At 73.8% G+C, this 19,774-nt stretch carries 20 protein-coding genes; 14 read left to right on the plus strand and 6 right to left on the minus strand.

Annotated features, from left to right (window positions below; translation table 11 throughout):
* Positions 1–14: 14 nt before the first annotated feature.
* Positions 15–899: an HAD family hydrolase gene (locus ACSMHG_RS06450; protein WP_435742857.1), complete on the minus strand. Its 885-nt coding sequence runs from the start codon at positions 897–899 to the stop codon at positions 15–17.
* A gap of 54 nt (positions 900–953) precedes the next feature.
* Between ACSMHG_RS06450 and ACSMHG_RS06455 the strand changes: the two genes are divergently transcribed.
* The 7 genes from ACSMHG_RS06455 (at position 954) to hemB (ending at position 8,787) form a co-directional block, all read left to right on the plus strand.
* Positions 954–2,570, plus strand: coding sequence for a class I adenylate-forming enzyme family protein (locus tag ACSMHG_RS06455; protein ID WP_435742859.1), 1,617 nt, complete (start codon positions 954–956; stop codon positions 2,568–2,570).
* Positions 2,567–2,821, plus strand: coding sequence for a glutaredoxin family protein (locus ACSMHG_RS06460; RefSeq protein ID WP_435742861.1), 255 nt, complete (start codon positions 2,567–2,569; stop codon positions 2,819–2,821). Before ACSMHG_RS06455 ends, ACSMHG_RS06460 begins: the two co-directional genes overlap by 4 nt.
* A gap of 216 nt (positions 2,822–3,037) precedes the next feature.
* A complete protein-coding gene (locus tag ACSMHG_RS06465; RefSeq protein ID WP_435742864.1) occupies positions 3,038–3,763 on the plus strand; it encodes a redox-sensing transcriptional repressor Rex in 726 nt (241 codons plus the stop codon).
* Positions 3,760–5,058 (plus strand): glutamyl-tRNA reductase, encoded by a 1,299-nt coding sequence (locus tag ACSMHG_RS06470; protein ID WP_435742867.1) that lies wholly within the window; start codon positions 3,760–3,762, stop codon positions 5,056–5,058. Before ACSMHG_RS06465 ends, ACSMHG_RS06470 begins: the two co-directional genes overlap by 4 nt.
* Positions 5,055–6,026, plus strand: coding sequence for a hydroxymethylbilane synthase (hemC, locus tag ACSMHG_RS06475; RefSeq protein ID WP_435742869.1), 972 nt, complete (start codon positions 5,055–5,057; stop codon positions 6,024–6,026). Before ACSMHG_RS06470 ends, hemC begins: the two co-directional genes overlap by 4 nt.
* An 83-nt stretch (positions 6,027–6,109) precedes the next feature.
* Positions 6,110–7,792, plus strand: coding sequence for a bifunctional uroporphyrinogen-III C-methyltransferase/uroporphyrinogen-III synthase (locus tag ACSMHG_RS06480; protein WP_435742961.1), 1,683 nt, complete (start codon positions 6,110–6,112; stop codon positions 7,790–7,792).
* Positions 7,792–8,787 (plus strand): porphobilinogen synthase, encoded by a 996-nt coding sequence (gene hemB / locus ACSMHG_RS06485; RefSeq protein WP_435742871.1) that lies wholly within the window; start codon positions 7,792–7,794, stop codon positions 8,785–8,787. Before ACSMHG_RS06480 ends, hemB begins: the two co-directional genes overlap by 1 nt.
* Positions 8,788–8,820: 33 nt before the next feature.
* On the opposite strand, the gene ACSMHG_RS06490 is transcribed toward hemB, so the two are convergent.
* Together ACSMHG_RS06490 and ACSMHG_RS06495 are read right to left on the minus strand one after the other, a co-directional pair.
* Entirely contained in the window at positions 8,821–10,098 is a 1,278-nt protein-coding gene (locus ACSMHG_RS06490; RefSeq protein WP_435742873.1) for a sialidase family protein, read from the minus strand.
* A 187-nt stretch (positions 10,099–10,285) separates the two neighbouring features.
* Positions 10,286–11,515, minus strand: a complete 1,230-nt coding sequence (locus ACSMHG_RS06495; RefSeq protein ID WP_435742875.1) for a lytic transglycosylase domain-containing protein — start codon at positions 11,513–11,515, stop codon at positions 10,286–10,288.
* A 235-nt stretch (positions 11,516–11,750) separates the two neighbouring features.
* On the opposite strand from ACSMHG_RS06495, the gene hemL reads away from it, so the two are divergent.
* From hemL to ccsB, 6 genes are read left to right on the plus strand one after another with little or no spacing between them, the layout of a single operon-like run.
* Positions 11,751–13,067 carry a glutamate-1-semialdehyde 2,1-aminomutase gene (hemL, locus tag ACSMHG_RS06500; RefSeq protein WP_435742877.1) on the plus strand — a complete coding sequence of 439 codons (1,317 nt, stop codon included), beginning with the start codon at positions 11,751–11,753 and terminating at the stop codon, positions 13,065–13,067.
* A complete protein-coding gene (locus ACSMHG_RS06505; protein WP_435742879.1) occupies positions 13,064–13,750 on the plus strand; it encodes a histidine phosphatase family protein in 687 nt (228 codons plus the stop codon). Before hemL ends, ACSMHG_RS06505 begins: the two co-directional genes overlap by 4 nt.
* The gene (locus ACSMHG_RS06510; protein WP_435742881.1) at positions 13,747–14,364 is read left to right on the plus strand and encodes a TlpA family protein disulfide reductase; all 618 of its coding nucleotides are present in this window, start codon (positions 13,747–13,749) and stop codon (positions 14,362–14,364) included. Before ACSMHG_RS06505 ends, ACSMHG_RS06510 begins: the two co-directional genes overlap by 4 nt.
* Positions 14,357–15,118, plus strand: coding sequence for a cytochrome c biogenesis CcdA family protein (locus ACSMHG_RS06515; protein ID WP_435742883.1), 762 nt, complete (start codon positions 14,357–14,359; stop codon positions 15,116–15,118). The genes ACSMHG_RS06510 and ACSMHG_RS06515 overlap by 8 nt, the downstream gene beginning before the upstream one ends.
* On the plus strand, positions 15,115–16,728 hold the full coding sequence (gene resB / locus ACSMHG_RS06520; protein WP_435742885.1) for a cytochrome c biogenesis protein ResB: 1,614 nt from the start codon (positions 15,115–15,117) through the stop codon (positions 16,726–16,728). The genes ACSMHG_RS06515 and resB overlap by 4 nt, the downstream gene beginning before the upstream one ends.
* Entirely contained in the window at positions 16,725–17,771 is a 1,047-nt protein-coding gene (ccsB, locus tag ACSMHG_RS06525; protein WP_435742887.1) for a c-type cytochrome biogenesis protein CcsB, read from the plus strand. The genes resB and ccsB overlap by 4 nt, the downstream gene beginning before the upstream one ends.
* Here ccsB and ACSMHG_RS06530 read toward each other — a convergent pair.
* Together ACSMHG_RS06530 and ACSMHG_RS06535 are read right to left on the minus strand one after the other, a co-directional pair.
* Entirely contained in the window at positions 17,739–18,287 is a 549-nt protein-coding gene (locus ACSMHG_RS06530) for a TlpA family protein disulfide reductase (RefSeq protein ID WP_435742889.1), read from the minus strand. The genes ccsB and ACSMHG_RS06530 overlap by 33 nt on opposite strands.
* Positions 18,284–18,520 carry a hypothetical protein gene (locus ACSMHG_RS06535; RefSeq protein ID WP_435742891.1) on the minus strand — a complete coding sequence of 79 codons (237 nt, stop codon included), beginning with the start codon at positions 18,518–18,520 and terminating at the stop codon, positions 18,284–18,286. Before ACSMHG_RS06535 ends, ACSMHG_RS06530 begins: the two co-directional genes overlap by 4 nt.
* 44 nt (positions 18,521–18,564) lie before the next feature.
* Between ACSMHG_RS06535 and ACSMHG_RS06540 the strand changes: the two genes are divergently transcribed.
* Entirely contained in the window at positions 18,565–18,825 is a 261-nt protein-coding gene (locus ACSMHG_RS06540; protein ID WP_435742893.1) for a DUF4229 domain-containing protein, read from the plus strand.
* A gap of 13 nt (positions 18,826–18,838) precedes the next feature.
* Here the strand turns inward: ACSMHG_RS06540 and ACSMHG_RS06545 are convergent, their stop codons facing one another.
* Complete coding sequence (locus ACSMHG_RS06545; protein WP_435742895.1) at positions 18,839–19,726, minus strand: 1,4-dihydroxy-2-naphthoate polyprenyltransferase; 888 nt, start codon at positions 19,724–19,726, stop codon at positions 18,839–18,841.
* Positions 19,727–19,774: the final 48 nt, after the last annotated feature.

Genomic DNA, 19,774 nt, shown 5'->3' on the forward strand with positions numbered 1-19,774 from the left:
TCGCGGGGTCGGGCTCAGCGCCGGAGCCCGCGGAGCGCGACCGCTGCCGCCGCCGTGCCGCTCACTGCTCCGGCGGCTGCGCCGACGACGAGCCCGGCCCGGGCTGCCTTGCGGCCGGTGCGGTAGTCGCGCACCCGCCAGCCCTGCTGGCGGGCGTGCGCGCGCAGGCGGGCGTCGGGGTTGATGGCGCACGGGTCGCCGACCAGCTCGAGCATCGGCAGGTCGTTGTAGGAGTCGGAGTACGCCGAGCAGCGGACGAGGTCGAGTCCCTCACGCGCCGCGAGCGCCTTGACCGCCTCCGCCTTCGCCGGCCCGTGGAGCATGTCGCCCACGAGCCGTCCGGTGTAGACGCCGTCGACGTGCTCGGCGACGGTGCCCATCGCTCCGGTGAGGCCCAGCCTGCGCGCGATGATGCGAGCGATCTCGATGGGGGCGGCGGTCACCAGCCAGACCCGCTGGCCCTCGTCGAGGTGGAGCTGGGCCTGGGCCCGGGTACCCGGCCAGATCCTGTGGGCCATGGCCTCGTCGAAGATCTCCTCGCCGAGCTCCTCGAGCTCGGCGACGGTGTGGCCGGCGATGAAGCTGAGTGCGGAGTTGCGTGCGTCCGCCACGTGGGCGGGGTCCTCGACGCCCGCGACCCGGAAGTACGCCTGCTTCCATGCCGCGCCCAGGATCTGGCGGCTGGTGAAGAACTGGCGCCGGTGCAGGCCGCGGGCGAGGTGGAAGATGCTCGCGCCCTGCATGACGGTGTTGTCGACGTCGAAGAAGGCCGCCGCCGTCGGGTCCGTGGGCTGGTCGAGCGCCCGCTCCACCTCTGCGGACGAGGCCGCCGCCTCGCCGGCGAGCCGCGAGCGCTGCCGCAGGTTCAGCGGCGCTCGGGGACGCTCCGGCGGGGTCACGCAGCCCACCCTAGACCGCCTCGCGGGGCGTGAGGAGTGTGGAATCATCCGGCCATGCCGACGTCCTCCGCAGCCGCCGAGGAGCCTGCCGGGCGCGTGCAGGACCTCACCGACCTCGTCGCGCTCGCGGCCGAGGAGCACCCCGACAAGCTGGCCGTCGTCGAGGCGGGCGGGCGGAGCGTCACCTGGCAACAGCTCGAGGACGAGGTCGGCCGGGTCGCGACCGGTCTGGCGCGGGCCGGGGTCGTCGGCGGGCACCGGGTGCTGCTCGCGCTGGGGAACCGGATCGAGTTCGTGACGACGTACCTCGGCGTGCTCCGCGCGCAGGCGGTCGCGGTGCCGGTCAACCCGGGGTCGACCTCGGGTGAGCTCGCCCGGATGCTCGCCGACTCCGCTGCCCGGGTGGTCGTGGCCGACGGCGGGACGGTGGCGGCGGTCCGGGCGGCGCTCGGTGACCCGGCGGGGCCCGAGGCGGCACCACGCGTCTACGTCGTGGGCGCCGCGCCGGCGACCGGGGAGCACCCCCACGAGGAGCTGCGCGCCCGTCCGCCGGTGGCGGTGCCGCCGCTCCGGGACCCGGAGAAGCTCGCCGCGCTGCTCTACACCAGCGGTACGTCGGGCCGCCCGCGAGCCGCGATGCTGACGCACCGCGCGCTGCTCGCGAACATCGAGCAGGTGGCGGCCGTGGAGCCGCCGATGATCCACGGCGACGACGTGGTCCTCGGCGTCCTGCCGCTCTTCCACGTCTACGGGCTCAACGCCGTGCTCGGCGGGGTCCTGCGGCACCGGGCGAAGCTGGTGCTGGTCGACCGGTTCGACCCCGAGGGGACGCTGGGCCTCATCGACGACGAGGCCTGCAGCGTCGTCCCGGTAGCCCCGCCCGTCTTCGCGCACTGGCGCCACCTCGACGGGCTCGCCGACGCCCTGCGCCCCGTGCGGCTGGTGCTCTCGGGCTCCGCTCCGCTGGCGGCGGAGACGGTCGAGGAGTTCACCCGAGCCACCGGCGTGCCGGTCCACCAGGGCTACGGGCTCACCGAGGCCTCGCCGGTGGTGACCAGCACGCTGTGCTCGACCGACCCGCAGCCCGGCGCGGTCGGTGCGCCGCTGCCGGGGATCGGTCTGCGCCTCGTCGACGCGGACGGACGACCCGTCGAGACCGGGGATCCCGGCGAGATCGAGGTGCGGGGCGCGAACCTCTTCAGCGGCTACTGGCCCGACGGCTCCGACGGTCCCGGCGAGGACGGCTGGTGGTCCACCGGGGACGTCGGCCTCCGCGACGCCGCGGGCGACCTCGTCCTCGTCGACCGGGTGCGGGAGATGGTCGTCGTCTCGGGGTTCAACGTCTTCCCGCACGAGGTGGAGGACGTCCTGCGCGAGGTGCCGGAGGTGACCGAGGCGGCGGTGATCGGGGTGCCCGACGACGTCACCGGCGAGGCGGTCGTCGCCTACGTCGTGCCGTCCCCGGGCGCTGCGGCGTCGGCAGTCGAGGCGGCCGCGGTGCGGTGCTGCGAGGAGCGGCTGGCGCCGTACAAGCGGCCGACGCGGGTCGAGGTGGTGGCCGAGCTGCCGCTCACCGTGACCGGGAAGGTGCAGAAGGGCCGGCTGCGCGGCCTCGAGCGGCGGCGGGTGCTGGACCTCCTGGGCGGCCGGCCCGACGAGGAGCGGTCATGAGTCCTCGCGTCACCCTCTACTCCAAGCCGGGCTGCCACCTCTGCGACGACGCCCGTGCCGTGATCGAGCGGGTCTGCTCCGACCTCGGCGAGGAGTACGCCGAGGTCTCGATCCTCGAGGACCCGGCGCTCCTGGAGCGGTATGGCGAGGAGATCCCCGTGACGCTCGTCGACGGTCGGCAGCACGACTACTGGCGGGTCAGCGAGTCGCGCCTGCGGGCGGCGCTCGGGGCGGGGCCGGCCGGCAGCTGAGCCGGTCGGGCCGGTCGGGCCGGTCGGGCCGGCCGGCGGCCGCTGGCGGCCGACCCCCCCCTGCGTGTTGGTCATGTCACATGTGCTAGCCGTCCGCGCCGGACGGCGGCGGTCCGGTTTGTTCTCCCGTTCACAAACTCCTACAGTGGCCGCGCCGCTGAGCGAACCCGGGCCCGGCACGGCCCCCGCCGCGGCGCTGGCTGGGAAGAGCTGCACGTGACCGCACGGACAACCACCGAGAGTGCTCGGGACATCCCCGACGCGACGGTCGCGCGACTCCCCGTCTACCTGCGGGCGCTGACCGGGCTGGCCGAGGCCGGCACGAGCACCTGCTCCAGCGAGGCCCTCGCCGCCGCCGCCGGGGTCAACAGCGCCAAGCTGCGCAAGGACCTGTCCTACCTCGGGTCCTACGGCACCCGCGGCGTGGGGTACGACGTCGACTACCTGCGCTACCAGATCGCCCGCGAGATCGGGGTCACCCAGGACTGGCCCGTCGTCATCGTCGGCATCGGCAACCTCGGGCACGCGCTGGCTAACTACTCCGGCTTCCGCAGCCGCGGCTTCCGCACGGTCGCCCTGCTAGACGCCGACCCGACCCGGCACGGCGAGGTCGTCGCCGGCATCGAGGTCCGGCCCTTCGACGAGCTCGAGCGGATTGTCACCGAGCAGCACGTGGCCATCGGTGTCATCGCGACGCCCGCGGTCGCCGCCCAGGCGGTGGCCGACCGGATGGTCGCCTGCGGGATCACCAGCATCCTGAACTTCGCCGCCGGCGTGCTGACCGTGCCCGCCGGTGTGGACGTCCGGAAGGTCGACCTCTCCATCGAGCTCCAGATCCTGGCCTACCACGAGCAGCGCAAGGCGCACGCCGGGGCGCCGGTCGATCTCCAGGTCGATGTGCCGGTCGATGTGCCGGTCGACGTGAAGGGAGAGTCGGCATGAGCGTCCTCGTCGTCGGCATCTCCCACAACACCGCACCCGTCGCGCTCCTGGAGCGGCTGGCGATGTCGCGCGAGGAGCTCCCGAAGCTGGTCCACGACGCCGCCTCCTGCGAGCACGTCACCGAGGCCACGGTGATCGCGACCTGCAACCGGCTCGAGCTCTACGCCGACGTGGACCGGTTCCACGGCTCCGTCGAGGAGCTCTCCAGCCTCCTCGTCGACCGGGCGGGGGAGACGACCGGCGCGATGCTGCCCCACCTCTACGTGCACTACGACGACGGCGCCGTCTCCCACCTGTTCCAGGTCGCCGCGGGCCTGGACTCGATGGCCGTCGGCGAGGGGCAGATCCTCGGCCAGACCCGCGAGGCGCTCCGGCTCGGCCAGGAGGTCGGCACGGTCGGTCCGGCCCTCAACGTCCTCTTCCAGCAGGCCCTCCGGGTGGGCAAGCGGTCTCGCGCCGAGACCGACATCGACCGCGCGGCGCCGTCCCTGGTCAGTGCTGCCCTGGAGCGGGTGAGCGGGACCGGTGACGTCCGCGCCGCCGTGGCCGGCAAGCGGGTGGTCGTCGTCGGCGCCGGCGCCATGGCCGGCCTCGCGACCGCGACCGTCGCGCGCTCGGGCGCGGAGAGCATCGTGGTGGCCAACCGCTCGGCGGAGCGCGCCGCCCGGCTCGCCGAGGAGTACGGCGCGCGCTCGGCCGTCCTGGCCGACCTGCCCGACGAGCTGGCCGAGGCCGACCTGGTGGTCACCTGCGCGGGCGCGACGGGAGTGCTGGTGACCGCGGACATGATCGCCTCGCGGCCCGAGCAGCGGCCGATCGCGCTGGTCGACCTCGCCCTGCCCCACGACATCGACCCGGCGGCCGCCGACCTGCCGGGCGTCACGCTGGTCGACCTCTCCTCGCTCGCCGAGGCGCTGCACGCGTCCGAGGCCGGGCGCGAGGTGGAGGAGGTCCGCCGGATCGTCACCCAGGAGGTCAACGCTTTCGTCGCCGCCCGGCGCAGCGCGAGCGTCACCCCGACCGTGGTCGCACTGCGCACGATGGCCACCTCCGTGGTCGACGCGGAGATGACCCGGCTCGACCAGCGCCTGCCGGACCTCGACGCCGCGACCCGGGCCGAGGTGCTGCACGCGGTGCGACGGGTCGCCGACAAGCTGCTCCACGAGCCGACGGTCCGGGTCAAGGAGCTGGCCAACGAGACCGGTGCGGTCTCCTACGCCGCCGCGCTCGCCGAGCTCTTCGCGCTCGACCCGGAGGCCGTCACGGCCGTCACCCGTCCGGAGGGGCTCACATGAGGGCCGTCCGCGTCGGCACCCGCGCCTCGGTGCTGGCCACCACGCAGTCCGGGCACGTCGCCGCCATGATCCGCGAACGGCTCGGCCGGGACGTGGAGCTGGTCGAGGTGCGGACCGAGGGCGACCGCAGCCAGGCCGCCGGCACCCCGCTGGCCGCCGCCGGCTCGGTGGGCGTCTTCGTCGTCGCCCTCCGCGAGGCGCTGCTGGCCGGCGAGGTGGACGTCGCGGTCCACTCGCTCAAGGACCTCCCGACGTACCCGACCGAGGGGATCACCCTGGTCGCGACCCCGCCTCGCGAGGACCCGCGCGACGTCGTCGTCGCCCGTGACGGCCTGACGCTCGGCGAGCTGCCGGTCGGCTCCCGGGTCGGCACCGGCTCCCCGCGCCGGGTGGCGCAGCTGCGGGCCCTGGGCCTCGGGCTGGACCTGGTGGGGGTGCGCGGCAACGTCGACACCCGCATCGGCAAGGTCCGCGCCGGCGAGTACGACGCCGTGGTGCTCGCCCGGGCCGGCCTGGCCCGGATCGGGCGCCTCGACGAGGCGACGGAGGTGCTCGACCCGCTGCAGGTGCTGCCCGCTCCCGGGCAGGGCGCGCTGGCCGTCGAGTGCCGCGCCGGTGACCCGCTCGCCGAGGAGCTGGCGGTGCTCGACGACCCGGTCACCCGAGCGGCCGTCGAGGCCGAGCGGGCGGTCCTGCGCACCCTCGAGGGTGGGTGCTCCGCACCGATCGGGGCGCTCGCGGAGGTCGTCGAGGGCGAGGACGGCGAAGAGCTCTGGGTGCGGGCCGTGGCGCTCTCACCCGATGGGGCGCTCTCGGTGCGGATGTCCGCATCGGGGGACCCGGCCGACGCGGTCGGCGTCGGCACCCGGCTGGCGGGGGAGATGCTCGCCGACGGAGCCGGGGACCTGGACAGGTCCGACCAGCACGACCAGCCACAACACGAGCCAGAACAGGTGCGCAACGCATGACCCGAGGCAAGACGACCACCACCGGCACCACCACCGGCACCACGACCGGCACCCAGGGCGCCGGCACGAGCGAGGGCAAGGGCATGAGCAAGGGCACGAGCAAGGGCACGACCAAGGACATGACGAAGGGCCCGACCAAGGGGTGGGTGTCGTTCGTCGGCAGCGGTCCCGGCGACCCCGACCTGCTGACCGTGCGTGCGGTGGAGCTGATCCGCCAGGCCGACGTCGTGGTGACCGAGGCGCCCGAGCACGCCGCCTTGGTGCGCGCCCTGCTCGGCCTCCGCGAGCCCGTCGAGGGCGTCGAACCGGCCGAGGGCGACGTCACCGGGCCGGAGCTCGTCGACGGCGGCTTCGGCGAGGACGGGCAGCCGCTGACCCACGCCGCTCGTGCCAAGGTCGTCGTCAAGCAGGCCAAGCGCGGGCTGCGCGTCGTCCGGCTGATGACCGGCGACCCGTTCCTCTACGCCTCCGGGCCCGAGGAGGCGCAGGCCTGCTCGAAGGCGTGCATCGGCTTCGAGATCGTTCCCGGGGTCTCCTCGGTGAGCGCCGTCCCGGCGTACGCCGGCATCCCGCTCACCACCAAGGACCACCGGGAGGTGGCGGTGGTGACCTGCGGCGAGAAGGTCGACTGGAGCCAGTACGCCGACGACCGCACCCTGGTGCTGCTCTCGGCCGTCGGTCAGATCGGCGAGATCGCCAAGGCGCTCGTCGCCGCAGGCCGGAGCCCGCAGGCCCCGGTCGCGATGACCCGGGTGGGCACGACCACCGGCCAGGCCACGGTGTGCTCCACGCTCGCCGACATCGCGGCCGACGCCCGCGCCGCCCGGATGGCCCCGCCCGCGATCACGGTGGTCGGCGACGTCGTCGACCTGCGCGAGACGCTGTCGTGGTTCGAGACCAAGCCGCTCTTCGGCTGGCGGGTGCTGGTGCCGCGCACCAAGGACCAGGCCGGTGCCCTCTCCGCCCGGCTGCGCGGCTACGGCGCGGTCCCCGAGGAGGTGCCGACCATCTCGGTCGAGCCGCCGCGCAACCCGCTCCAGATGGACAAGGCCGTGCGCGGCCTGGTCGAGGGCCGCTACGAGTGGATCGCCTTCACCTCCGTCAACGCCGTCAAGGCGGTGCGGGAGAAGTTCGAGGAGTACGGCCTCGACGCCCGGGCCTTCTCCGGCCTCAAGATCGCCGCGGTCGGGGACAAGACCGCCCAGGCGATCGCCGACTGGGGCCTGCGGGCGGACCTGGTGCCGACCGAGCAGCAGTCCGCGGCCGGCCTGCTCGAGGTGTGGCCGGAGTACGACGAGGTGCTCGACCCGATCAACCGGGTCTTCCTGCCCCGCGCCGACATCGCGACCGAGACCCTCGTCGCCGGCCTGATCGACCTCGGGTGGGAGTGCGACGACGTCACGGCGTACCGCACCGTCCGGGCCACGCCCCCGCCGGCGCCGGTGCGCGACGCGATCAAGAGCGGCAAGTTCGACGCGGTGGTCTTCACCTCCTCCTCGACGGTGCGCAACCTGGTCGGCATCGCCGGCAAGCCGCACCCGTCGACGGTGATCGCCGTGATCGGACCGCAGACCGCGAAGACCGCCGAGGAGCACGGCCTGCGGGTCGACGTCCTGGCCGGCAAGCCGGACGTCGAGGAGCTCGTCGACGCGCTCGCCGACTTCGGCGCGGCGCGGCGCGCGGCGCTGGTCGAGGCCGGGCAGCCGGTGACGCGTCCCTCGGAGCGCAAGCCGTCGGCGCGGCGCAGCAAGGCGACCTCCTCCTGATGTCCGAGGCCGGTCCGGAGCTGGTCCGTCCCGTCGTCCGTCCGCGGCGCCTGCGCACCACGCCGGCGCTGCGGCGGATGGTGGCCGAGACGTCGCTCGAGGCCCGGCAGCTGGTGCTGCCGCTCTTCGTGCGCGAGGGCATCGACGAGCCGCAGCCGATCTCCTCGATGCCGGGCGTGGTCCAGCACACCCGGTCGACGTTGCTCGCGGCGGCCGCCGAGGCGGCCGAGCTGGGCCTGGGTGGCGTGATGCTCTTCGGCATCCCCGCCGAGAAGGACGCGACCGGCTCCGGTGCCATCGACCCGGCGGGCGTGCTCAACCTGGCCATCACCGACGTGGTGGCGGAGGTCGGCGACGCGCTGACCGTGATGAGCGACCTGTGCCTCGACGAGTTCACCGACCACGGCCACTGCGGCCTGCTGACCCCGGACGGCCGGGTCGACAACGACCGGACGCTGGAGCGGTACGCCGAGATGGCGCTCGCCCAGGCCGACGCCGGCGTCGACATGGTCGGCCCGAGCGGGATGATGGACGGCCAGGTCGCCGTCGTGCGGGCGGCCCTCGACGGGGCCGCCCACACCGACGTCTCGGTCCTGGCCTACTCCGCGAAGTACGCCTCGGCGTTCTTCGGCCCCTTCCGCGAGGCCGTCGGCTCCTCGCTGGTCGGCGACCGGCGGACCTACCAGCAGGACCCGGCCAACGCGGTGGAGGGCGTCCGTGAGGCGCTGCTCGACGTCGAGCAGGGCGCCGACCTGGTCATGGTGAAGCCGGCCCTGTCCTACCTCGACGTGGTGCGCCGGGTGCGGGAGGCCGTCGACGTCCCCGTCGCGGCGTACAACGTCTCCGGCGAGTACGCCATGCTCGAGGCGGCTGCCGCCCACGGCTGGATCGACCGCGAGCCCGCGATCCTCGAGGCGCTGACCTCCATCCGCCGCGCCGGCGCCGACGTGGTGCTCACCTACTGGGCTGCGGAGGCGGCTCGCCTGCTCCGCTGAGCGTCGCCCGACGGAAGGTCGGCATCGCCGCCGTTAGCGTGCGGCGAGATCCTCCCAGCTCTCGCCGCCGTCGCGGGAGACGAACAGCGTGTCGCCGGCGGCGTCGTCCGTGAGGAGCCGCGCGAGGACCTCCACCCTTGTCGGGCGGGCGCTCATGCCGACGACCTGCAGGGCAGGCGCTGCGTGCGCGTCGGGATCAGGGGCGAACGGGTCGCCGAGGTCGACCGGGGCCAATGCGGACCACCGCGCGCCGTCGCTGGCGTGCAGCCCGACCGGCTCGGCGCTGGGCTGGTTCGGCCGCTGGTCGCTCCATGCCTGGATGTCGACGAGCAGACGTCCGTCCGGCAGCACCGCGGCCGTCCCCAGGTACGCCTGAGGATCAGTTCGCAGGTCGAAGCTCTCCCAGGTGGCGCCGCCGTCGAGCGAGCGGTGCACCCGCAGCAACGGGAACAACGTGGTGCCGTCAGAGCCCTCGACGACGGCCAGTGCCCCGGGTCGCGCGGAGGGCAGGGCCGTCACGAGCGGGCGGCCGACCGTGTCGAGCAGCTGACCCTGCCACCTGCCGCCTCCGTCGGTGGACCACACGACGCGGACGGTGCCGGGTTCCTCCGCCCGGACAGTGCCGAGCAGGGTCCCGTCAGGTTGGGCGACCAGCTGGGTGAGTCCCTTCGGCACCGGGATGGCGTGCGCGCGGCCGGTCACGGGGTCCACCGCGCCGAACCGCCCGGCACCGTAGAAGTTGCCGAGGAGCTCCTCGCCCTTTCTCTGCGGCCTGACGGCGTCGTCGAACTCGATGGGGAGGGTGCTGCCGTCGCTGCGCACGACCAGCTGGGAGGACGGGTTCCAGCCGACGTGGAACGCATGCCCCGACAGCGCTCGGATGAGCGGCGTCGCTCCGACGACGAAGTCCGAACGGGTCCGGAAGCCATCGGCGGTCACGGTCACCGCTCGTCGGGAGAGGCGACAGTCCTCGTCCCGGCACAGTCGCCACACGGCGGCCCGCACCCGGTCGTTCCCGGGCGCCACGACGAGATCGGCGAGGACGGCGTCGGGGTGGTCGACGATCTCGGCGGCCGAGAGGTCGTCGTGGTCGCTGGGCGGTGCGCTCGACAGCGGACCGTCTGCCTCGGCTGTCGCGGGCGATCGCCGACTGCCATCATCGGTCACCATGAGCGTGCCGGTCACGACGGCCACCGTGGCCAGCGTGGCGCCGGCGAGGACGGTGGCCCGCCAGCGCCAGCGCCAGCGCCGGCGTCGACGAGAACGCTCCGTCCAGCCGGTGTCCTCAGGGGAATTGCTGACGTCTGGCACGAGTCCTGCTCCCAAGGGTTCGGTGGTGGTCGGACGCTGGTGGGACCGACGAACCGCTCCGAGAGTTGCGGGCTCCCGACGAATGCCGGGGTGGTCTGCACGTCGCGACAGGCCGTGCCTCCCCCGGCCGAGACGGACGAAGGCCCCTCACCGGCGTACGGGAGGGGCCTTCGTGCTCGGGGGCCGACTAGTCGGTGGTGTAACGCACCACGCACTGGTCGAAGGGGTCGCCCTTCTTCAGGATGTTGTCGATGTAGCCGTCCAGCGTGCACTGCACGATGGCCTGGGCGAGGCTCAGGACGTCGTCGACCGGCTTGATGTTGGTCGAGGGCAGCGGCGGGAGGGACGGCGTCGGCGCACCGGGGATGCCGAGCCCGCCCTTGGGCTTGTCGCCGGGCTCCTCGCCGCCACCGGCCGGGGGCGGGGTGGTCGGCGTCGGCGAGGGCTGCTCGGGCGCCGGGGCCGGGGGCTCCTGGGCCTCCGGCTGCTGCTGCGGTGCCGACGGGCCCTTGATCTGCGGGCCGCCGTCGCCGCGCGGCTGGCCGGTCTGCTTCGGCGGGACGGGCATCGGCGTCGGCGAGGGAGCGATCACGCCGGCGGCGACGGTGCCGTTCGGGATCGACATGTAGTCGCCCTCGAGGTAGGCCTCCATCACCGACAGCACCAGCGAGACGTAGCTGTTGGAGTGGTTGTAGCGGAAGACCGCGCCACGCTGGCCGGAGCTCGACGAGAGGTCCTCGCCGCCGGAGCAGAGGTAGACGGCGGTCGCCAGGGCGGCGTCGTCGACGTCCTGCGGGTTGCGCTGCGAGTCGCCGTCGGCGTCCACCCCGACCACCGACCAGGTGGAGGGGATGAACTGCATGGGGCCGACCGCGCGGTCCCAGACGCCGTCGTTGTCGAACTGGCCGGCGTCGGTGTCGCGGATCGCCGCGGTGTTCCGCTTGCCGTTCAGCGCGATGCCGTAGATGCCCGGCCGGGCGACGCCCTCGTCGTCGAGGCGGCTGCCGCCGAAGCGGCCGTGGTCGGACTCGACGCGCCCGATCGCCGCGACGAGCTGCCAGGTGAGGTTGCAGGTCTTGTCGGCGGCGTTGATGACCGTCTCGGCCCGCTGGTACGCCGCGAGCGCCGCGGACGGGATGTCGTTGCTGGAGGCGGTGGCCACGACCTCGGTGGCGTCGCCGGCGACACCAGGTGCCACCGAGTCGGCCGCTCCGGACGAGACGCTGGCCGGCGCCTCGATCGCCTGCGTCGGCACGGAGGTGCCGTCGGGCAGCGACTCGGGGGCCACCGCGGTGTCGGCGGCGACCGTGACGGGGGCTCCCACGCCCGCCAGGCTCGCCGTCCAGGCAGTCGAGAGCAGGGCGAGCGGCACCAGGGCCGTCGCTCGCTGCCAGCGACCGATGCGCTTGTTCGACATTCGTCCACTCCACTCGTTGCCGACCGGCCCGTTCCCTCCACGGCCCGGTGTGACGTCCATAACGAACTGTCTCACGGTGGGGTTACGCCTGCGTCCAGTTCGTGGGACGACCGGGACTGCTCCGGGCCTCGGACGAGCGTTCCCCGCGGTGCCGCCGGTGAAACCGGTCACGTGGCCCCGGGGTGCAGCGGGAACCCCGGAGCGCCGGTTTCCGCCGGTCGGTGACAATGGCAGGGTGCCCTTCCCGACGACGGCGTCCGAGGACCTCTTCACCCGTGCCCGCGCGGTCACCCCGGGCGGGGTGAACTCACCGGTCCGCGCCTTCAACGCGGTGGGCGGCACCCCCCGGTTCATCCGCTCGGCGCGCGGCGCCTGGCTGACCGACCACGACGGCAACGAGTACGTCGACTTGATCTGCTCGTGGGGCCCGATGCTCCTCGGCCACGCCCATCCCGACGTGCAGGCCGCCGTGCAGGAGGCGGTCGCGCGCGGGACGTCGTACGGCGCCCCGACCGAGCCCGAGGTCGAGCTCGCCGAGGAGATCGTCGCCCGCGCGCCGGTCGACCGGGTGCGCTTCGTCTCCTCCGGCACCGAGGCGACCATGTCGGCGATCCGGCTCGCCCGCGGCTTCACCGGCCGCGAGGTGGTCGTGAAGTTCGCCGGCTGCTACCACGGCCACGTCGACCCGCTGCTGGCGTCGGCCGGCTCCGGCCTCGCGACCCACGCCGTGCCCGGCACCCCCGGCGTCCCTGCGTCCTCGACGGACCTGACGATCGTCCTGCCCTACAACGACCGCGCCGCGGTGGAGAAGGCCTTCGCCCACCACGGCGACCGGATCGCCTGCCTCATCACCGAGGCCGCCCCCGGCAACATGGGCGTCGTCCCGCCCGAGCCCGGCTTCAACGCCTTCCTCGCCGAGACCTGCAGCCGGCACGGCGCGCTCTTCGTCAGTGACGAGGTGATGACCGGCTTCCGCGCCTCCCGGACCGGCCAGTGGGGCCTCGACGGGGCCGTCGAGGGGTGGCGGCCCGACCTCGTCACGTTCGGCAAGGTGATGGGCGGCGGCTTCCCGGCCGCGGCGTTCGGCGGCCGCGCCGACGTGATGGCCCGTCTCTCGCCCGAGGGGCCGGTCTACCAGGCCGGCACGCTCTCGGGGAACCCCGTCGCCACCACCGCCGGGCTGGCGACGCTGCGCCTGGCCACCGACGACGTCTACACCCACATCGGTGCGGCGGCGGAGACGATCAAGGCAGCGGCCGCCGAGGCGCTGGCCGCCGCCGGCGTCCCCCACGCCGTCCAGGCGGCCGGGACCATGTTCTCGGTCTTCCTCGCCGAGGGTCCGGTCCGCGACTTCGAGGACGCCTCGCGCACCTCCGCGGCCGGGTACGCCGCGTTCTTCCACGCCATGCTGGAGCGCCACGTCTACCTGCCCCCCTCGGCGTACGAGGCGTGGTTCCTCTCCTCGGCGCACGACGACCGGGCCGTGCAGACCGTGCTCGACGCCCTGCCCGACGCCGCCCGCGCCGCGGCCGCCGCGATGGAGGACCAGTGACCCGCACCCCCGACACGATCGTCCACCTGCTGCGCCACGGCGAGGTGCTCAACCCCACGGGCGTGCTCTACGGCCGGCGCGACGGCTTCCACCTCTCCGAGCTCGGCCAGCAGATGGCGCAGAAGGTCGCCGACGTCGTGGGCGACCGCGACATCGTGCACATGCGCGTCTCCCCGCTCGAGCGGGTCCAGGAGACCGCCCGCCCGCTCGCGCTGGCCCGGGGCCTGGAGCCGGTGGTCGACGAGCGGGTCATCGAGTCCACCAACGTCTTCGAGGGCAAGCAGTTCGGCGCCGGGGTGGCCGCCCTGCGCCACCCCCGCAACTGGCGCTACCTGTGGAACCCGATGCGCCCCTCCTGGGGCGAGCCGTACAAGCAGGTCGTGGCCCGGATGATGTCGGCCGTCCACGACGCCCGGATCGCGGCGACCGGCCACGAGGCCGTGGTCGTCTCCCACCAGCTGCCGATCTGGATCAGCCGGCTGCACGTGGAAGGGCGCTCCTTCCTCCACGACCCGCGCAAGCGGCAGTGCACGCTGTGCTCGCTGACCTCCTTCCACTTCGTCGGCGACCGGGTCGCCCAGGTCTCCTACAGCGAGCCCGCCGGTGACCTCATCCCCGTGCAGGACCGCAACGCCCCGTTCTCGGCCGGTGGCGCTCCCGAGGAAAAGCGGCCCCCCGCATGAGGCGCCCGGTCACCGCCGTACGTCGGGTCGTGGCCGCCGTCGTGGTCGTGCTCGCCCTGGGTCCCTCGCTGGGCGGGTGCACCTCGGTCGAGGGCACCGGCGAGAAGGGGTACGTGTCCGCGACCGGCCAGGTGCAGGTCCTCGACGCGGCGGACCGTGGCGAGCCGGTCGAGCTGACCGGCACCGACCTCGACGGCGAGCCGCTCGACCTGGCCGACCTGCGCGGCAGGCCGACGGTGGTGAGCGTGTGGGGCAGCTGGTGCGTGGAGTGCATCGCGGAGCAGGACGCCGTCAACGAGGCGCAGGCCGAGCTCGGCGACCGGGCGCACTTCGTCGGGATCGACATCCGCGACAACCCCGCCAACGCACGCGCCTACGAGGACGACTTCGACGTCGCGTACCCGTCGTTCGACGACACGTCCGGCACCTCGATCCTCGCCTTCCCGGGCACGCTGACGCCGCAGACCGTGCCCGCCTTCGTCATCCTCGACGAGGAGGGGCGGGTCGCCGGGAGCATCCTGGGGAAGCTGCCCTCGACGCAGACGCTCGTGGACCTGGTCGACGAGGTGGCCGCCGGGTCGCCCGACGACGATGGCGGAACCGCCGATGGGTGAGTGGTTCCAGGACCAGGCGTTCTCCGGCTCGCTGGCGCTCGCCGTCCCGGTCGCCCTCGTGGCCGGCCTGGTCTCCTTCTTCTCGCCGTGCGTCATCCCGCTGCTGCCGGGCTACCTCAGCTACGCCACCGGCCTCTCCGGGGCCGACCTGGCCGGTGGTCAGGCCGAGGCCCGCCGCGGCCGGATGCTCGCGGGGTCGGTTCTCTTCGTGCTCGGCTTCACCGTGGTCTTCGTCATCTTCGGTGCGCTCTTCGGCGAGGTCGGCAGCCGGCTGCTGGCCTGGCGCCGTGAGATCACCGTCGTCCTCGGCGCGCTGACCATCGTGCTCGGCCTCGCCTTCGCCGGGGTCTTCTCGTTCCTCCAGCGCGACTGGCGGGTGCACCGGGTGCCCGCGGTCGGGCTCGCCGCCGCACCGGTGCTCGGCTTCCTCTTCGGCCTCGGCTGGACCCCCTGCATGGGTCCCACGCTGGCCGCCATCAACACCCTGTCTCTCTACGAGGCCACCGCGAGCCGGGGGGCGCTGCTCTCGGTCTGCTACGCGCTCGGGCTCGGGCTGCCGTTCATCGCCGCCGCGCTGGCCTACCGGCGCGCGATGGGCGCCTTCGCGGCGGTCCGCCGGCACCAGACGGTGATCATGCGGGCCGGCGGCGGGATGCTCGTGGTGGTCGGCTTCCTCCTCGTCACCGGCTGGTGGGACCTCGCGGTCGCCTGGCTCCAGTCCGAGGTGGTCAGCACGACGGGGACCCTGGTGTGAGGGACCCTCGCGAGACCCAGGAGGAGGACCGCGGGCGCGAGCGGGGAGGGGACCGCCGCCCCGGCGAGCTCACCGTGCGCGAGCTGCTCCGCTTCGCCTGGCGCCAGCTCACCTCCATGCGCACCGCGCTGGTGCTCCTGCTGCTGCTCGCGCTCGCCGCCGTGCCGGGCTCGATCGTGCCCCAGGAGGGCGTCGACGCGCTCAAGACCTCGCGGTGGCAGGAGGACCACCCGAAGCTCACGCCGGTCTACGAGGCGCTCGGCCTCTTCGACGTCTACGGCTCGGCGTGGTTCTCGGCGATCTACCTGCTGCTGATGCTCTCCCTGGTCGGCTGCATCATCCCGCGCACGGCCGTCTACTGGCGGGCCCTGCGCGCGCAGCCGCCGCGGGCCCCGCGCAACCTCACCCGCCTGCCGGACTCCACGTCGTACCGCACCGACGAGGACGTCGAGCAGGTCCTCGCCCGGGCCCGGGCGGTGCTCCGCCGCGGCCACCGGCTCCGCCGGGCCGACGACGGCGACGACGGCGCGGTCAGCGCCGAGCGCGGCCACCTGCGGGAGGCCGGCAACCTGCTCTTCCACCTCTCCGTGCTCGTGGTCCTGGTCGGCTTCGCCGTCGGTGGGCTCCTCGGCTACCGGGGCGGCGTCATCCTGGTCACCGGCAAGGGCTTCGGCAACGTGCTGTCCTCCTACGACGACTTCGTGCCGGGCAGCCTCTTCGACCCCGACCAGCTCGACCCGTTCAGCTTCGTCGTCGACGACTTCGACGTCGACTGGCTGACCGAGGGCCGAGGAGCCGGCCAGGCGCGGGGCTTCAGCGCCGACGTGCGCTACCGGGAGGAGCCCGGCGCCGAGGAGGAGGCGTACGACCTGCGGGTCAACCACCCGCTCACGATCGGCCGCACCGACATCTTCCTCATCGGCCACGGGTACGCGCCGGTGGTCACGGTCCGCGACGGCAACGGCGACGTGGCCTGGAGCGGCCCTCAACCCTTCCTGCCGATGGACCAGAGCCTGATGTCCTTCGGTGTGGTGAAGGCGCAGTTCGCCGACCCGCAGCAGATCGCGCTCGAGGGGTTCCTCTACCCGACGTTCGGCATGAGCGAGGACGGCGACCCGATGAACCTCTTCGGCCAGGCGGCGAACCCGCTGCTGTCGATGGAGGTGTGGACCGGCGACCTCAACATGGACGAGGGGCCCTCCCAGTCGGTCTACGTCATCGACAAGTCAGATGCCGTCAAGGTGACCGACGACGGCGAGCGGTACCGCCTGGACCTGCGCCTGGGCGAGACCGCCGAGCTCCCGAACGGGCTGGGCACCGTGACCTTCGAGGACCTCGAGGACTGGCAACGCATCCAGATCAGCCAGACCCCCGGCAAGCTCGTCGCGCTCGCGGGCGTCGTGCTCGCGCTGGTCGGCCTCCTCGGGTCGCTGTTCATCCGGCCGCGGCGCGTCTGGGTTCGTGCCCGTGCGGACGGGGACGGCACACTGGTCGAGGTCGCCGCGCTCGACCGGTCGGGCGGCGGCGACGTCACCGCGGTCGTCGAGGAGCTGGTGGCGCAGCTGCAGGGACCAGAGAACGACCGGACGAAGGGCCAGGGGACGACGTGAGCGACGCTGCGTGGGAGACACTGAGCAACCAGGCGGTCGCCGCCTGCGGCGTCGTCTACTTCCTGGCGCTGCTGGCGCACCTCGTCGAGTGGAGTGCGCTGCGCAAGCTCCCCGTGTCCGACGCGGCCCAGGTGCCGGTCGCCGCCGGCGGCTCCGTCGCGGTGGCCGACCACCCCTCGGCACGTGACGGTGACGGTGCCGACGACGGCGCGGCGCGGCGTACGGCGCTCTTCGGGCGTCTGGGGATCCTGCTGACCGTCGTGGCGACCCTGGTCCACCTCCTCGCCCTGGTCGCCCGCGGGATGGCCGCGGACCCGAACCGGGTGCCCTGGGGGAACATGTACGAGTTCACCCTCGCCGGCACCTTCGTGGTGTCCGCCGGCTACCTGCTGGTGCTGCGCCGCTACTCGCTGGCCTGGATGGGCCCGATCGTCGTCGGCTTCGTCCTCAGCTGCCTGATGGCCGCGGTGATCTGGCTCTACGACCCCGTGGCTCCGCTCATGGAGGCGCTCTACTCGCCGTGGCTGGTGATCCACGTCGTCTCCGCGATCATCGCGACCGGTGCGTTCACGCTCGGCGGGATCTGCTCGGTGCTCTACCTGGTCAAGGAGCGCCGGCCGCAGACGACGACCGGCTACCTCGCCCGGGTGCCCCAGCCGCCCGTGCTGGACCGGGTGTCCTACCGGATGCACGCCTTCGCCTTCCCGGTGTGGACCTTCGCGGTCCTCATCACCGGTCCGATCTGGGCGCACCAGGCGTGGTCGTCGTACTGGAACTGGGACCCCAAGGAGGTCTGGGCGTTCATCACCTGGGTCGTCTACGCCGCCTACCTCCACGCGCGCGCCACCGCCGGGTGGAAGGGCCGCAACGCGGCCTACCTGGCGCTGCTGGGCCTCGCGACGCTGTGGTTCAACTTCATCGGGATCAACTTCTTCTCGACCACCAGCCAGCACGCGTACGCCGCGCCCGCGGTGAGCAGCCCGGCGAGCGGCCCGGTGAGCGGCCAGGCGTCAGCCGGCGAGCTCGCGCAGCCGGTCGGCTGAGAGGTCGTCGGGGGTGGTGAACTCGCCGATGTGCGAGGCGACCACCTCCCCGTCCACCACGAGCACCGACGAGGGGAGTCCGGCCGGGCTCACCGCCGGGGCGTAGGACGACATCAGGTCCATGTCGGGGTCGCGCCAGTTCGGGTAGTCGGCACCGTACTCGCCGAGGAACTCGACGGCCTCGTCCTCGAAGCGGTCCAGCGAGACGCCGACCACCTCGATGTCGCCGCGCTCGGCGGCGTCGACCAGCAGCGGCATCTCCTTCTGGCAGGGCACGCACCAGCTGGCCCAGAAGTTCACCAGGACGGGCTCGTCCGGGTCGACCTCGCCCTCCGTGCCCGCGATCGGGGTGCCGGCGGGCAGGTCGACGGCGACCGGGTCGGTCAGCCGGTTCCAGCCCATCGAGACGGGTGCCTCGTCGGGCGGGGGACCGGCGTCCTCGGAGGTGCAGCCGGTCAGGAGCGCAGCGGCGAGCGTCGCGACCGCCACGGTCGTGGCGACGGGCCGGCGGCTCACGACTCCGGGTCCTCCGGGTGCCGCCGCTTCCGGTCGAGGTCACGGAGGAAGTCGACGTCGTCGTCCGGGGCGACCGGCCGCGTCGGCGGCTCGGGCCGGCGACGGCTGTCGGGGCCACGGTGCGCGTCCCGGCCGCTCGAGCCCGCGGGCAGCACGCCACGCCGCTGGATCACCCGGATCACGGCGTAGGTCATCAGGGCGAACACCGCGACGACGAGCAGGAACTTCAGCACCTCTCCAGGGTAGGCGGCGTCCGGTGAGCGCCTACCCTGGAGGGGTGAAGGAGTTCCTCGTCTACACCGGCCTGCGCCTCGCGCTCTTCCTCGGCTCGCTCGGGATCGTCGCGGGGGCCTGGTACCTCCTCGACGACACGGTGCCGGTGCTCTGGGCGGTGGTGATCGCCCTCGTCGCCAGCGGCATCGGCTCGTACTTCCTGCTCAGCGGCCCGCGTGAGGCCTTCGCCCGGCGGGTCGAGGAGCGCGCCGCCCGCGCCTCCCGCGCCTTCGAGGAGATGAAGGCCAAGGAGGACGTGGACTGACCGGGCTGGCGGACTACCCCGCCAGCAGCAGGGGCACGGCCACCAGCACCGACCAGGCCAGCTCCGCCGTTCCGGTCTGCTGGAGCACCGGCACCAGGGAGCGGCCGGCGGCCCCACCGAGCACCGTCCGGAGGGCCGGCGCGACCGGCGCGAGGAAGAGCAGGCCGAGCAGCGCCCACCAGGTGGTCAGCGCCGCGACGCCGACCACCGCGAGCCCCGCGACCAGCACCAGCCCGGCGTACAGCAGGCGGGTGCGCCCGGCCCCCAGACGGACGGCGAGGGTCCGCTTGCCGGCCACGGCGTCGGTGGGGATGTCGCGCAGGTTGTTGACGACCAGGATCGCGCAGGCGAGCGCGCCGATGCCGGTGGCGGCGACCAGGCTGGGCAGCAGCGCGTCGGAGTCCCAGGTCCCGGTCTGCACGTAGGTCGTCCCCAGCACCGCGACGAGCCCGAAGAAGACGAAGACCATGACCTCGCCGAGGCCGGAGTAGCCGTAGGGCCGCGAGGTGCCGGTGTAGCCCCACGCCGCGGCCACGCAGACGAGCCCGACCGCGACGAGCCACCACGCGGTGGTGGCCGCCAGCACCAGCCCGGCGACGCCGGCGACGCCGAACGCGAGGAACGCCGCCCGTTTCACCGCGGCCGGCGAGGCGGTGCCGGAGCCGACCAGCCGCATCGGACCGACCCGGTCGGCGTCGGTGCCGCGCACGCCGTCGGAGTAGTCGTTCGCGTAGTTGACCGCCACCTGCAGGGCCAGGCTCACCACGAGCGCCAGCGCCGCCTTCCACCAGACGGCGCCGTCGACGTGGCCCGCGACGCCGGTGCCGGCGAGCACCGGCGCCACCGCCGCGGGGAGCGTGCGCGGGCGGGCGCCGGCGATCCAGTCCTGGGTGCGTGCCACGAGGGCTGATTCAACCCGAGGCCCCGGCCGGGCGGCGCCCCGGGGCGC

The organism is Nocardioides ureilyticus, from assembly GCF_051280745.1.
Classification (GTDB): domain Bacteria; phylum Actinomycetota; class Actinomycetes; order Propionibacteriales; family Nocardioidaceae; genus Nocardioides.